Consider the following 12,807-nt stretch of genomic DNA (forward strand, 5'->3'; position numbering starts at 1 on the left):
GGACTGTTAGTTTGCATCCTCTACACGTGGGTTTCTAAGGAGCGCATATGACGACGCCGCCACAAGGACCGTGGGGTCCTGGGCAGCCGGGGGGCCAGCCGGGCGGGCAACAAGGGGGACAGCCGGGAGGTCAGCCGGGTCAAGGAGGCTGGGGACAGCAGCCTGGCCAGGGTGGCGGTGGCTGGGGTCAGCCTCCGGCCGCTCCGCAGCCTGGCCAGCCGCAGCCTGGTCAGGGACAGCCTGGTCAGGGACAGCCTGGTCAGGGACAGCCTGGTCAAGGGCAGCCCCCGCAGCAGGGTCAGCCGCCGCAGCAGGGTGGTTGGGGCCAGCAGCCTGGGCAGCCTCCGCAGGGCGGTCAGCCCGCCGGTGGTTGGGGTCAGCCTCCTCAGCAGGGGCAGCCGGGCTACCAGCAGCAGCCGTGGAACCAGCAGGGTGGTCAGCAGCAGGGCGGCTGGCACCAGCAGCAGGCGCAGCAGCCTTGGCAGGGCGGTCCCGGCGGCCCGAAGAAGGGCGGCATCCCCAAGGACAAGCTGCCGATGTTCATCGGTGGTGGCGCGGTCGCGCTCATCCTGGTCGGCCTGCTGATCTTCCTCGGCGTCAAAGCCCTTGGTGGCGACGAGGACCCGCCGACGACCCAGCCGACCACCTCGACGCAACCGTCGGGCGAGCCGACTGGCCAGCCGTCCGGTGAGCCCACTGGCCAGCCGAGTGGTGAGCCGACCAGCACGGGCGGTGGTCTGGGCAACGCGACGGGTCAGGCCAAGACCGCGACCGAGAAGATGCAGGCCGCCGGCTTCCAGTGCAGCGACCTGTTCAACGGCGCGGAGGGTGCGCACCGCGGCTGCTTCAAGTTCGAGGACGTCACCCAGGCCGAGGTCATCTTCCAGTTCCAGCCCGACGGCACGGTCATCGGTGTCCTGATCCGGTCGCGGAACTCCGAGAACGTCAACAACGCCGCCGTCACCTTCGACGCGGCGCTGCAGGCGATCGGCACCGACACCTTCGGCGGCAGCGAGGTGGCGAAGATCCAGCAGGCGGTGAAGACCGGCCAGAAGAACACCAAGGTCGGCAGCACCTGGGGCGAGTTCAACCTGCTGAACAGCGGCGAAACCGTGCAGATCTCCGGCGGCAAGTCCGGTTCGGACTCCTACGACCTGCCCCGCAAGGAGTTCCAGACCACCGAGTCGCAGCTGAACGCGACGCTGACGGCGAAGCAGTACAAGTGCACGTCGTCCTGCCGCAAGACGCTGGGCAAGTACGGCTCGCAGAGCGTCTTCGCGATCGGCGGTGACGGCGGGATCCGGTCGATCGAGTTCCGCGCCTCCGGCGACCCGAGCGAGGTCAAGGCCGCGATGCCGGTCGTCCTCGCCGACGGTCTGGCAGCGATCAAGGGCCCGGACGTCGCGGCGCTCAAGGCCTTCATCGAGTCTCACAAGGACGGGAAGCCGTACGCTGCTTATGTGGCCGGCTGGCGGGTCCAGTCGACCGGTACCGGTGACGAGGACTACTCGTCGCAGACGATCGAGATCAAGTACGAGTCGTACTACGTGTGAGGTGTGATGAAGTTCAGCCCGGCGAAACGGGAGCGGACTCCGGTGGCCAAGCCGCCGCCGGAGTCACTGCACCGGGTGGAGGGGGGCGGCCCTTGGGGGCCGACCCAGTTCGACCTGCCGGAGCGTGACGACAGCAATACGCAGGCGGTGGTGATCGTCTCGGTCGTCGGGACGGTCATCCTGCTGGTGATCGCCGGACTGTGGGCGCTGTGGTACTTCCAGTTCAACTGATCCCGCACCACGCAGGAAGAAAGGGCCTCCCGTCATTCGGGAGGCCCTCTTTCTTTGACTGACTAGGTGCTCGGGGCCGCAAGCCTCGTCCGGGGCCGCACCAGGCTTGCCCCGCGCCCCCACCAAGTGATCATTCGCCCCCTTTTCACCTCGGAGCGCTAAGCCCCGAGGGTCTTTCCGGACCCCCAGGCCATCAAAGGCATCGATCACCCGGCCGGCCGTGCGGGAACCAGGTCAAGGTGGGCGCCATTGATGGCCTGGGGCTCCGGGCAACACCCACCGGCGGCCGGCCGCGGTGGCGATCACGAGCCCCAAGCCCCGGGTAAGGGTGAAAGGCGGCGAATGATCACCTGGTTGTGCTGGGGGCAGATGGGCTCCCCGCGGATCCCAACGAACCTGCCAGCGCCGATCGCTAGGCGGTGGCGCGGATGGTGACGGCGAGGCTGGCCAGGTAGCTCAGCCGGGCCACTTCGGAGCCGAGGAACTCGGGCCCTCCGCGCCGGCCGATCACCAGCACGCGGCGGTCCGACTCCAGCGGTGCCGCGACCAGGACCGACTCGGACAGGCCCTTGTGGTTCGGCGCGGCCAGTGTGGTCGCCTTCTCCAGCGGCAGCCACAGGTCACCCAGGTCGCCGAACTCGGGCGTCGCGCTCGTCTCCAGCGCGACCTTGATCTCGCTGCCGGTGCCGTCCAGCAAGGCGGCCCAGTCGGCATGCAGCACCGCGGGCGCTTGCTCGACCAGGATGTCGACCGCTTCGGCCGGTGCCGACGTCATCTGCTCGACGGCTTCGAGGTCCATATGCAGCCCGCCGCCGGCGCCGTACCGGGAGAACCAGATCACCTCGACGTCGGGAACTCCGTTGCAGGCCGAGACCAGCCGGTCCGGCAGAACGCCCGGCGGCAGGTCGACCACGATGTCGTCGACGGCGGTGCCGTTCTCGCGCCGGTGCTCGACGATCTCGATCGCGTGGATATCGGCGTTCACCTCGCCGAGGGCCGTTGCGACGGTGCCCAGCGAACCGGGTCGGTCCGGGATGATCAATCGCAGCAGGAACACCGAACGATCATCTCCCAGCCGAATACCACGCAAGTTACGCCCTGTCGCGGCCAATGTTACAGAGCGGAACAAAGTGACACGCCGGGCCCTCCCACCTGATGAACGGCCTCCGGGCGGGAAACCGGAAATACAAGCGTCATGCCAGCCCACTAGGATGGCCCGGTCCGTAGGTGCGAGTCCTCACCGACGCACCCAGCCAGCACCTTGCTGTAGACCATTGGAATCACTCATGCCATCGATTACCCGCGAAGAAGTCGCGCATCTGGCGCGACTGGCGCGGATCGAGCTCTCCGACGACGAGCTCGACCACCTCGCTCCGCAGCTCGACCAGATTATCGGCCTGGTCGCGCAGGTCAGTGACGTGGCCGCCGAGGACATCCCGCCGACGTCGCACGCCCTGCCGCTGACGAACGTCATGCGCGAGGACGTGAACGTTCCCTGCCTCACGCCGGAGCAGGCGCTGTCCGGCGCCCCGGCCGCGGAGGAGCAGCGCTTCCGGGTACCGCGGATTCTGACCGAGGAGGCATAGTGAGAGAGCGCATGCGAACGAACCAATCAACACAGCGGGTCTCACTCATTGGCGGTTCCGAGCGAAGCGAGGTCCGCGGATGAGTGACCTGACGCGGAAGACTGCTGTCGAGCTTGCGGAGCTGATGAGCTCGGGTGAGACCTCGTCGGTGGAGATCACCCAGGCGCACCTGGACCGGATCGGTGCCGTTGACGGCGCTGTGCACGCGTTCCTGCACGTCGACACCGAGGGCGCACTCGCCCAGGCGGCCGACGTGGATGCGCGCCGCGCTGCCGGTGACGAGTTGGGCCCGCTGGCCGGAGTACCGCTGGCGCTGAAGGATGTGCTGACCCAGGACGGCGTACCGACCACGGCCGGTTCTAAAATCCTCGAGGGCTGGAAGCCGCCGTACGACTCGACCGTGGTGAAGCGGTTGAAGGCGGCCGGCATCGTCATCCTCGGCAAGACCAACATGGACGAGTTCGCGATGGGCTCGTCGACCGAGAATTCGGCGTACGGGACGACGCACAACCCCTGGGACCTCAACCGGATCCCGGGTGGTTCGGGTGGCGGCTCGTCGGCCGCGATCTCGGCGTACCAGGCACCGCTCGCGATCGGCACCGACACCGGTGGCTCGATCCGTCAGCCCGCCGCCTTCACGGGCACCGTGGGCGTCAAGCCGACGTACGGCGGCACCTCGCGGTACGGGCTGATCGCGTTGGCCTCCAGCTTGGACACGCCTGGGCCATGTGCGCGGACGACGCTCGACGCGGCGCTGCTGCACGAGGCGATCGCCGGGTACGACCCGATGGACTCGACGTCGATCAACCAGCCGGTACCGGCCGTGGTCGACGCGGCTCGCAGCGGTGACGTGACCGGTCTGCGGATCGGGGTCGTCAAGGAGCTCGGCGGCGAGGGGTACCAGCCGGGTGTCGAGGCGCGCTTCCACGAGGCGGTCGAGCTGCTCACCAAGCTCGGCGCCGAGGTGGTCGAGGTGTCCTGCCCGCACTTCCAGTACGCGCTGCCGGCGTACTACCTGATCCTGCCGAGCGAGGCGTCGTCCAACCTGGCCAAGTTCGACGCGATGCGGTTCGGCCTTCGGGTCGGCGACGACGGCGAGAACGACGCCGAGCAGGTGATGAGGCTGACCCGCGAGGCGGGCTTCGGTGCCGAGGTCAAGCGCCGGATCATGCTCGGCACGCACGCGCTGTCCAGCGGGTACTACGACGCGTACTACGGCCAGGCGCAGAAGGTGCGCACGTTGATCGCGCGCGACTTCACCAACGCCTACGAGCAGGTTGACGTGCTGGTCTCGCCGGCCACGCCGACCACCGCGTTCGCGATCGGCGACCGGGTCGACGACCCGATCGCCATGTACAAGAACGACCTCTGCACGATCCCGTCGAACCTGGCCGGCAACGCCGCCGGGTCGTTCCCGATCGGCCTGGCCGACGAGGACGGGATGCCGGTCGGCTTCCACGTGATGGCGCCGGTGATGCGCGACGACCTGTGCTACCTGGTCGGTGCGGCGCTCGAGTCGGCGTACGCCGATCAGTGGGGTGGCGTGCTGATGTCGAAGGCTCCGGAGCTGGAGGTCACCCGATGACTGTTGTTGCTGACGTGCTGTCCATCGATGACGCTTTGGCGCGGTTCGACCCGGTGATGGGCCTGGAGGTCCACGTCGAGCTGAACACCAGGTCGAAGATGTTCTGTGGCTGCCCGACCGAGTTCGGGGCGCCGCCGAACACGCAGACCTGCCCGGTCTGCCTCGGCCTGCCGGGCGCGCTGCCGGTGGTGAACGCGCGCGCCGTCGAGTCCGCGATCAAGATCGGCCTCGCGCTGAACTGCGAGATCGCCGAGTGGTGCCGGTTCGCCCGGAAGAACTACTTCTACCCGGACATGCCGAAGAACTTCCAGACCTCGCAGTACGACGAGCCGATCGCCTTCAACGGGTGGACCGAGGTCAGTATTCCTAGTGGCGACGGGGAGACTGAGACCTATCGCATCGAGATCGAGCGCGCGCACATGGAGGAGGACACCGGCAAGTCCACCCACGTGGGTGGCGCGACCGGGCGCATCCACGGTGCGTCGCACTCGCTGGTCGACTACAACCGGGCCGGCATCCCGCTGATCGAGATCGTCACCAAGACGATCGAGGTGCCGCCGGCGAAGGCCGCCGCCGTCGCTCGTGCGTACGTGAGCATGCTGCGCGATCTGCTGCTCGCGCTGGACGTCTCCGACGTACGGATGGACCAGGGGTCGCTGCGGTGTGACGCGAACGTGTCGCTGAAGCCGTCGGGGTCCTCGTCCTTGGGCACCCGGACCGAGACGAAGAACGTGAACTCGTTCCGCTCGGTCGAGCGCGCGATCACCTACGAGATCACCCGGCAGGCCGCAGTACTGGTTGCCGGTGGCAAGATCCTGCAGGAGACCAGGCACTGGCACGAGGACACCGGCGTCACCACGTCGGGCCGGGAGAAGTCGGACGCCGACGACTACCGGTACTTCCCGGAGCCGGACCTGGTTCCGGTCGCGCCGGCGCGGGACTGGGTCGAGGAGATCCGCGCGACGTTGCCCGAGGCACCGCCCGCCAAGCGGCTGCGGCTGCAGACCGAGTGGGGTTTCACCGACCTGGAGATGCGCGACGTCGTCAACGGCGGCGTGCAGACCCTGATCGAGCAGACCGTCGCCCTCGGCGTCGCCGCTGCTGCCGCGAAGAAGTGGTGGCTGGGCGAGCTCGCCCGCGCGGCCAACGAAGCCGGCAAGGACGTCGATGCGCTTGGCGTGGGGCCGGCCGAGATCGCCGAGGTACAGAAGCTCGTCGACTCCGGTGACCTCAACGACAAGCTCGCCCGGCAGGTCTTCGACGGCCTGGTCAAGGGTGAGGGCACCGCGGCCGAGATCATCGCCGCACGTGGGCTGGCTCTGGTGTCGGACGACTCCGCCCTGAGCGAGGCGGTCGACCGCGCGATCGCGGCCAACCCGGACGTGGTCGAGAAGGTCCAGTCCGGCAAACCCGCCGCGGCCGGCGCCCTGATCGGCGCCGTCATGAAGGACATGCGAGGCCAGGCCGACGCGGCCAAGGTGCGCGAGCTGGTGAACTCCAAACTCGGCATCTGAGTTAGTTGCTAGAGGCCCCCGGGTGCTCCCGGGGGGCTCTGCATTTACTGTGTGATGGTGACTCTCAGGATCCGGTCGTCTCCTGAACGGGTGTCGCCGCGGCCGTCTGTGTTCGAGGTGGTCAGCCACAGTGAGCCGTCGGGTGCCGCCTCGACCGTGCGGAGACGACCGTACTGCGCGGTGAAGAAGGCGACCGGCTCGCCAGTGCGCTTGCCATCGGCAACCGGTATCGCCCAGAGGCGCTCACCCCGCAGCCCCGCCATGAAGATGTAGCCCTTGGCGAACGCGATCCCGCTGGGCGAGGCGTCCTTCGTCCGCCACTGCGCGATCGGATCGACCATCCCGTCCAGCCGGCTGATCCCCTCGCCGGCCGGCCAGCCGTAGTTGGCGCCTGACGTGATCGCGTTCAACTCGTCCCAGGTGTCCTGCCCGAACTCCGCGGCGTACAGCTGCTTGCCGTCGAAGGCGAGCCCCTGCACGTTCCGATGGCCCTTGGAGATCCACAACCTGCCATCCGGGTTGCCCGGCGCGGGCTCGCCCTCGGTGGTGATGCGCAGGACCTTGCCCCCGAGCGAGTCGTCGTTCTGCGAGTTGGGGCGATCGGCGCCGTCGCCCGTACCGGCGTACAGGAAACCGTCCGGCCCGAACCTGATCCGTCCACCGTTGTGCACCGCCGCCTGCGGGATCCCCTCCAGGATCACGGTGGGTTCGCTGAGCTGCCCGTTGCTGTAGGTCAGTCGCGCGATCCGGTTGTCGTCGCTGCTGGAGTAGTACGCGTAGACATAAGGCCTCTTCGGGTACTCCGGATCGGCGGCAAGCCCGAGCAGCCCACCCTCCGACGACGGATCGACTCCCGGCACGGTCCCGGCGTCGCTGACCTGCCCACCCGCGATCCGCTTGACCTTCCCGGAATCCCGCTCTGACACGAGAGCGCTCTTGTCCGGCAGAAACGCCAACCCCCAAGGCACCTCGATCCCGGTCGCCACCTCTCCGGCGACCGCTAGCTTGACGGCCTTTGCAGTACCGGTCGGCTGCCCAGGCGAAGAACTGGACACCGACGGCTGAGCATCCGCACTCCCATCGGAACACCCAGCGACCAGCCCAGCCACTGCCACCAGCACACCGGCCCAACGACCCTTACCCATGAGCACCATCCGTCTCCTGACCCAACCCCCAGACTCCCAAGGTATCGACCACTCCAACGCCAAAACCCCACCCGCGTTATGCCTACACCACCAAGCCGCCTTCGGTTGCACCTCCGTCGGGGAGAATGGATGCCCCAGCGGATCGACAGCGGGAGGCTTGTGGGTATCACCAGGCGTACGTTGCTAGCCGGTACGGCGGCCCTGCCGCTCGTCGGGTCCGTCCAGACGGCATCAGGAGTTGGTCGGAGAAGTATGAGCAGCGTCAAGGATCAGATCACAGAGCTCGTTGAGAAGTATCGCGACGGGGTGGCGCCAATCGTCTCGCTGGGCGATCCGGTACTGCGCCAGGTCGCGGAGCCGTTCGACGGACAGGTCGACGACTCAGTACTGGCCGAGTTCGTCGAGCTCATGCGCCGGACGATGAAGGCGGCTCCCGGCGTCGGGTTGGCTGCTCCGCAGATTGGTGTGCCGGTGCAGATCGCAGTACTGGAGGATCCTGCGACAATTCAGGAGGAGATCGCTGAGGCGCGGCACCGCTACCCACTGGCTTTCTTCGCCGCGATCAACCCCGACTACCGCCCCGACGGCCACAAACGCCGAGGCTTCTACGAAGGCTGCCTGAGCATGCCCGGCTACACCGGCGTCGTGAACCGCCACTTCGCCGTCCACGCCACCTATACCGACCCCACCGGCCACCCCCACCACAAAACCTTCACCGGCTGGCAGGCCCGAATCGTCCAACACGAAACCGACCACCTCCGCGGCACCGTCTACGTCGACAAACTAGAACCCCGCTCGGTCTCCACCACCTCCAACTACTCAGCCAACTGGAACGACCCAGTCCCCACCCGAGCCGCCAAAGCCCTCCGGTTCCACCTGGACTAGCCAGCTGGGTCACAGGCTGACTGAATCGCCCCGGGTTTCGTGGAGACCACCTGCGAGCTCGCAGAACGATGGCTTAGCGGCCGTGGCCCGACGCACTCGCGGTGCTCGACGACCTTCAGGAGGTCGAGGCTGCGGATCACGCCGCTCGCCGCCCATCCTGCTCGATCCCATCCGAGAGTTGGCTGCTACAGGACTACGAGCGAGGCGCTGTCGGTCCAGAGCTGTTGCGCAAGTGCGTCGTCGCGCGCCAAGTCAGAGGGATTTGGCCAGCTGAGTCCGCCTCTCCGCAGCGCGGCGTATCCGGGCGAGCTCGGTGGCGTCGTCCGGCCGAGGGCGAGGTTGGCCAGGGCGTGTCCGGCGGCCGCGCGGGTGTTGAGGTTTCGGTTGAACCGTCGCATCGGCCACCCCAGCAGCGGGGTCCCCAGCAGCGTCCAACCGATCCGCAGCGGGAGTGCGAGGTCTTGGACCAGGCCGGTGCCGAAGACCTGCCCGGGATCGTAGGCGACTACGGTGAGTCGCCGACTGCGGGCATCTGGATGTGCGGTTAACGATCTTGCGGTGAGGACGGCGCACAACTTGGATGCAGTGTAGGCGTGCTCGCCCGCAGCGGTCGGTCGGGAGTGTCGCTCCGGGTCACGGTCGGGGTGCGCCAACAGGCGCGCGTCGGCGTGTCGCGGGGTGGCCAGCCCTGCACCGGTGGCGGGGTCGTGAGTGCCGCTGGTGGTCAGCACGACCGTCGCGCCGGGCGCCAGGGCTGGGAGCAGCAACCGGAGCAAGAGGTAGTGCGCCAGATGGTTGACCGCGAAGGTGGTCTCGAACCCATCCGCCGTGCGCGTATCGGCGTCCGGCCGGATGATCCCGGCATTGAGCACCAGGCCGTCGACGGTGTCGGCCCGCGCGGACACGTCGGCGGCGAAGGAGCGCACGCTCTCAAGGTGGGCGAGGTCGAGCTCGAGAAGGTCGCCTCCGTACGGGAGTTGGGCGGGGTCACGCCCTGGCAGCGGGCGTCCGCCGAGGATCAGGCGGTGCTCCGGGGATCGGCCCATCTCGTGTACCGCGAGCCGGCCGAATCCCGTAGTCCCGCCGGTCATCACGATGGTCTTCATGGGGGTCTCCTTCGTGTTCCTGCCCACCGGATCGCTAGCTGGTCAGGTGCAACGCCCACGCCAGGCGGGCGAGGGCGGCGGTGGAGGTGAGGGTGCGAGTGACGCTCCACCTCACCCATGCGGTCCCGAAGTCGGAGTGGTTTGTTGTCATGCCGCGAGCCAACCATCCGTGGCGCGCGGCGGTCCATGGCCGACCGTCTCGGGCACATGGTCGTTCGTCCTACGCTGGTGGCGTGGATGCCCTTGCGAATCTCCTCGATGGGCCGCGCGGTCGGGGCGCGTTCCTGCTGCGTACGATCATGGAGCCACCGTGGTCGCTCCGGATGAACGACGACGCGCCGCTCGGCCTGGTCGCCATGGTGCGCGGCACGTCCTGGGTCGTGCCGGACACCGCGGCCGCACGGGAGTTGCGTGCCGGTTCGGTGGCCGTGGTGAATGGCCGGGGCCCCATCACCATCGCGAGCGACCCCGGCATCGCGCCGACGATCGTGTGCGGACCCGAGGGGCGCCGTACCACACTCGACGGCGTATCGCTGGGCGAGACCATGAGCCTCGGCGTCCGTACCTGGGGAAACAACTCCGACGGGGCCAGTCTCATGCTCATGGGCTGCTACCAGTTCCGTGGCGAGATCAGCGGACGCGTGCTTGACGCCCTGCCTCCGCGGATCATCTTCGATTCCGACGCCTGGAGCTCGCCTCTCGTGTCGTTGCTCGGCGACGAGATCACCACCGACGGACCCGGGCAACAGGCGGTCCTCGATCGGCTGTTCGATCTGCTGCTCGTCTCGGTCATCCGAGCCTGGTTCGACCAGGCCGACGCCGACGTCCCGGGCTGGTACAGCGCACACCAGGACCCGGTCGTCGGCCGAGCCCTCCGTTGTCTGCACGAGCAGCCCAGCCGGCCCTGGACGGTCGCGAGGCTGGCCGCCGAGACCGGCGCCTCACGCTCGGCCCTGGCACGGTGCTTCACCGAACGGATGGGTGTTCCCCCGATGACCTACCTCAAGGAGTGGCGGCTCGCCCGGGCCGCCGATCTGCTCCTCGACCCCGACCTCACCCTCGATGCCATCGCCCGACGGGTGGGCTACAGCGACGGCTCGACCCTCAGCACCATCTTCAAGAACGCCCGTGGAGTCAGCCCACGGCAGTACCGCGAAGCCGTCCCCGCAGAGTGACTTCGCCATCGACCACGTCACCCGTGGATGGCAGTTCGGTTCTCACGGCGGGCTGGGGCTGTCACTGGCCGGAACATCGGTGCGGCTCATCTGAGTGTCGGCACTCACTTGGCCGGACGTGGCACAGAAACCGTGGTTGCGGCGGCCATCCGGACATATTCCGCGCCTGCTCGGGTACACAACCTCACGGTCGCCGACATCCACACGTACTATGTGCTCGCGGGGGCTACGCCGGTTCTTGTGCATAACTGCAGCAAGAATCAGGGGATTTACGAGTTCGAGGATCAGCTCAACCCCGGAAAGACGTATGTCGGCAAGACTAAGAACTTCAACAACCGCCTGCAAGATCACATCGACAGTGGGCGCTTGAAGAGTCGTGATGATGCGAGATGTACGCACGTTTGCGGGACGAACGATGACCTGTTCGTTGCCGAGCATGTCCGAATGGGAGAATTGCGTGGCCGAGGGGTGAAATTATCGAACGACATCGCATCGCCAGGCAAGAAGATCTTGGAGCAAAGGCAGGATGCCGAAAAATTCGAACAACTCGGACTCTGGTAAGGGGCTTGAGGTGACTGATTTCTGGAAGGTCATCGGCTCAAGCCCTGTGCGGGATGCCAGTGAGATCGACTCCGCCCTGGAGAGGATCTCCAGGCAGCTCAGCGCCATGACGCCTACTGCCCTGACTCGATTTGTTGAGCGACTTCGGGAATCGCTCTATCGGATCGACAGGAGAGATCTCGCGGAAGTTCCGGTGATGCTTGCCGGTGGTTTGAAGTTCCCGCAGACGAGTGATCACTTCCTTTATGCGCGCTGCGCGTGCATCTTGGCGGGCAAGGAAGTGTACGGCGATGTCCTGAGTTCTGGTGTCGGGTTCGATCGTTTCGTTGCGCCGTTTGCTCAGGAAGCTGAGGGGCTGCTCTACCTCGCGTCGGAGCAATACGAAAGGGCGACCGGTTCCAAGATGGACGTTGAGAGCGATTTCTCAATTGAATCGATGTCGAACCTTCAGGGTTGGGCCGACTGATCCCTGTCGGGTTTGATGTTCTCGAGGATGTACTGAAGGCCCGCCGGGATGGTTCCGGCGGGCCTTCAGGACTTTGACGGCAACGCCGACGGCAATGTCAGCGGACGACTGCTGCGGAGGGTGGGGGTCCCTGGGGTTAGGCTTTACGTCGAGAGTTGATGGTGGTGCGGTCGTCATGAAGCATGGAGATCACATGCTGACTCGGACGTATGGCGCTCGTGGCCGCGCGTCGAGGGCAGAGGATGCTGGTCAGCCGTTCCGAAGGGTCCTTGCAAAGGATATGTGGGACATGCGGCGAATCGGCGAGCAGCAGTATGGTGACTCATGCACCGCCTCGACCGACGCCCACCCGCAGAAGCCGAGGCCGACTACTATGCACAAACCCGTAACGACCAGCCGGTCGTTCACATATGACCGAGGGTGCATCAAACCCGGGGCGGTTCATCAACTTTGCAATCGCCCTGCAATCAAGACCGATGGATTCAAGTCGTCGAGGAGACCTGACGTTCTTGTTCGGCGAGCTGACGGAAGTCATTATGGCATCAACGTTGGTAAGCGTACGGTTATCGGCGCGCCTGTGAAACGAGAAGTGCAGGCGATATATGATCTCGAGGATGCTGGACTAGAAATGCACTTCGTCTCTTACAATTGAGGAAGCATGAAGACCAGTCTTTCCCTCCATGGCACATATCCCAAGGTGGTCGAATGGGTCCACGGATGGCGTGAGCTGTTAAACCAGGGCGGTTGCAAAGTTGATCTTCCTACGATGCGAGCGCCAGCAGCGCACGTTCGGGTTTGCGAGCGCGTGCTCGTAGGGTCTTGATGCCTGCCGTGATGTCCTTGGTGTTGTCCCTGGTCAGGGCCGTGTTGCGGAGGATGGCGAGATTGATCGGGCCGTTCCCGGTGCGAGCGGTGTGTCCGTCCTCGCCGAAGACCACGTCGCGTTGCCAGTGGATCACCTCGCAGCCCCAGTGCTCCCGCACGATGCGAGCGACCCGGT

13 protein-coding genes and 1 pseudogene are annotated in these 12,807 nt (G+C 66.5%); 9 read left to right on the forward strand and 5 right to left on the reverse strand.

Annotated elements, in window-relative coordinates; translation table 11 throughout:
- Positions 1 to 20 precede the first annotated feature (20 nt).
- Positions 21 to 458 carry a hypothetical protein gene (locus tag A3ES_RS56550; protein ID WP_020392861.1) on the reverse strand — a complete coding sequence of 146 codons (438 nt, stop codon included), beginning with the start codon at positions 456 to 458 and terminating at the stop codon, positions 21 to 23.
- A gap of 78 nt (positions 459 to 536) precedes the next feature.
- Between A3ES_RS56550 and A3ES_RS50315 the strand changes: the two genes are divergently transcribed.
- Positions 537 to 1,553 (forward strand): PT domain-containing protein, encoded by a 1,017-nt coding sequence (locus A3ES_RS50315; protein ID WP_020392862.1) that lies wholly within the window; start codon positions 537 to 539, stop codon positions 1,551 to 1,553.
- Between the two features lie 6 nt (positions 1,554 to 1,559).
- Positions 1,560 to 1,784, forward strand: a complete 225-nt coding sequence (locus tag A3ES_RS0142060; RefSeq protein WP_020392863.1) for a hypothetical protein — start codon at positions 1,560 to 1,562, stop codon at positions 1,782 to 1,784.
- 412 nt (positions 1,785 to 2,196) lie between these two features.
- Here the strand turns inward: A3ES_RS0142060 and A3ES_RS0142065 are convergent, their stop codons facing one another.
- Entirely contained in the window at positions 2,197 to 2,841 is a 645-nt protein-coding gene (locus A3ES_RS0142065; protein ID WP_020392864.1) for an ACT domain-containing protein, read from the reverse strand.
- Between the two features lie 229 nt (positions 2,842 to 3,070).
- On the opposite strand from A3ES_RS0142065, the gene gatC reads away from it, so the two are divergent.
- From gatC to gatB, 3 genes are all read left to right on the forward strand, one after another.
- On the forward strand, positions 3,071 to 3,370 hold the full coding sequence (gene gatC / locus A3ES_RS0142070) for an Asp-tRNA(Asn)/Glu-tRNA(Gln) amidotransferase subunit GatC (RefSeq protein WP_020392865.1): 300 nt from the start codon (positions 3,071 to 3,073) through the stop codon (positions 3,368 to 3,370).
- A gap of 79 nt (positions 3,371 to 3,449) precedes the next feature.
- Positions 3,450 to 4,955, forward strand: coding sequence for an Asp-tRNA(Asn)/Glu-tRNA(Gln) amidotransferase subunit GatA (gatA, locus tag A3ES_RS0142075; protein WP_020392866.1), 1,506 nt, complete (start codon positions 3,450 to 3,452; stop codon positions 4,953 to 4,955).
- Positions 4,952 to 6,469: an Asp-tRNA(Asn)/Glu-tRNA(Gln) amidotransferase subunit GatB gene (gene gatB, locus A3ES_RS0142080; protein ID WP_020392867.1), complete on the forward strand. Its 1,518-nt coding sequence runs from the start codon at positions 4,952 to 4,954 to the stop codon at positions 6,467 to 6,469. The genes gatA and gatB overlap by 4 nt, the downstream gene beginning before the upstream one ends.
- A gap of 44 nt (positions 6,470 to 6,513) precedes the next feature.
- Here gatB and A3ES_RS0142085 read toward each other — a convergent pair whose 3' ends face one another.
- Entirely contained in the window at positions 6,514 to 7,614 is a 1,101-nt protein-coding gene (locus A3ES_RS0142085) for a PQQ-dependent sugar dehydrogenase (protein ID WP_237745198.1), read from the reverse strand.
- Positions 7,615 to 7,866: 252 nt separating this feature from the next.
- Here A3ES_RS0142085 and A3ES_RS0142090 point away from each other — a divergent pair, with 252 nt between their 5' ends.
- Positions 7,867 to 8,499, forward strand: coding sequence for a peptide deformylase (locus tag A3ES_RS0142090; RefSeq protein ID WP_020392869.1), 633 nt, complete (start codon positions 7,867 to 7,869; stop codon positions 8,497 to 8,499).
- Positions 8,500 to 8,684: 185 nt separating this feature from the next.
- On the opposite strand, the gene A3ES_RS0142095 is transcribed toward A3ES_RS0142090, so the two are convergent.
- Positions 8,685 to 9,605, reverse strand: a complete 921-nt coding sequence (locus A3ES_RS0142095) for an SDR family NAD(P)-dependent oxidoreductase (protein ID WP_020392870.1) — start codon at positions 9,603 to 9,605, stop codon at positions 8,685 to 8,687.
- A gap of 233 nt (positions 9,606 to 9,838) precedes the next feature.
- Here A3ES_RS0142095 and A3ES_RS0142100 point away from each other — a divergent pair, with 233 nt between their 5' ends.
- Genes A3ES_RS0142100 through A3ES_RS0142110 form a run of 3 tightly spaced genes read left to right on the forward strand, consistent with a single transcriptional unit; the run spans position 9,839 to position 11,807 of the window.
- Positions 9,839 to 10,780, forward strand: a complete 942-nt coding sequence (locus A3ES_RS0142100) for an AraC family transcriptional regulator (protein ID WP_020392871.1) — start codon at positions 9,839 to 9,841, stop codon at positions 10,778 to 10,780.
- 27 nt (positions 10,781 to 10,807) lie between these two features.
- Positions 10,808 to 11,341 carry a polymorphic toxin-type HINT domain-containing protein gene (locus A3ES_RS0142105; protein WP_083934045.1) on the forward strand — a complete coding sequence of 178 codons (534 nt, stop codon included), beginning with the start codon at positions 10,808 to 10,810 and terminating at the stop codon, positions 11,339 to 11,341.
- A gap of 10 nt (positions 11,342 to 11,351) precedes the next feature.
- Positions 11,352 to 11,807 (forward strand): DUF4240 domain-containing protein, encoded by a 456-nt coding sequence (locus A3ES_RS0142110; RefSeq protein WP_020392873.1) that lies wholly within the window; start codon positions 11,352 to 11,354, stop codon positions 11,805 to 11,807.
- Between the two features lie 761 nt (positions 11,808 to 12,568).
- Here the strand turns inward: A3ES_RS0142110 and A3ES_RS50320 are convergent.
- Positions 12,569 to 12,807: pseudogene (locus A3ES_RS50320) on the reverse strand (ISAs1 family transposase); the annotation flags it as partial.

This window comes from Kribbella catacumbae DSM 19601 (genome assembly GCF_000372465.1).
Lineage (GTDB): Bacteria > Actinomycetota > Actinomycetes > Propionibacteriales > Kribbellaceae > Kribbella > Kribbella catacumbae.

Coding starts and splice junctions, on each gene's coding strand:
- A3ES_RS0142105 (WP_083934045.1), top strand. CDS start 10,808: ATGGCAGTTCGGTTCTCACGGCGGGCTGGGGCTGTCACTGGCCGGAAC.
- A3ES_RS0142095 (WP_020392870.1), bottom strand. CDS start 9,605: ATGAAGACCATCGTGATGACCGGCGGGACTACGGGATTCGGCCGGCTC.
- A3ES_RS0142085 (WP_237745198.1), bottom strand. CDS start 7,614: ATGGGTAAGGGTCGTTGGGCCGGTGTGCTGGTGGCAGTGGCTGGGCTG.
- gatB (WP_020392867.1), top strand. CDS start 4,952: ATGACTGTTGTTGCTGACGTGCTGTCCATCGATGACGCTTTGGCGCGG.
- gatA (WP_020392866.1), top strand. CDS start 3,450: ATGAGTGACCTGACGCGGAAGACTGCTGTCGAGCTTGCGGAGCTGATG.
- A3ES_RS0142090 (WP_020392869.1), top strand. CDS start 7,867: ATGAGCAGCGTCAAGGATCAGATCACAGAGCTCGTTGAGAAGTATCGC.
- A3ES_RS50315 (WP_020392862.1), top strand. CDS start 537: ATGTTCATCGGTGGTGGCGCGGTCGCGCTCATCCTGGTCGGCCTGCTG.
- gatC (WP_020392865.1), top strand. CDS start 3,071: ATGCCATCGATTACCCGCGAAGAAGTCGCGCATCTGGCGCGACTGGCG.
- A3ES_RS0142060 (WP_020392863.1), top strand. CDS start 1,560: ATGAAGTTCAGCCCGGCGAAACGGGAGCGGACTCCGGTGGCCAAGCCG.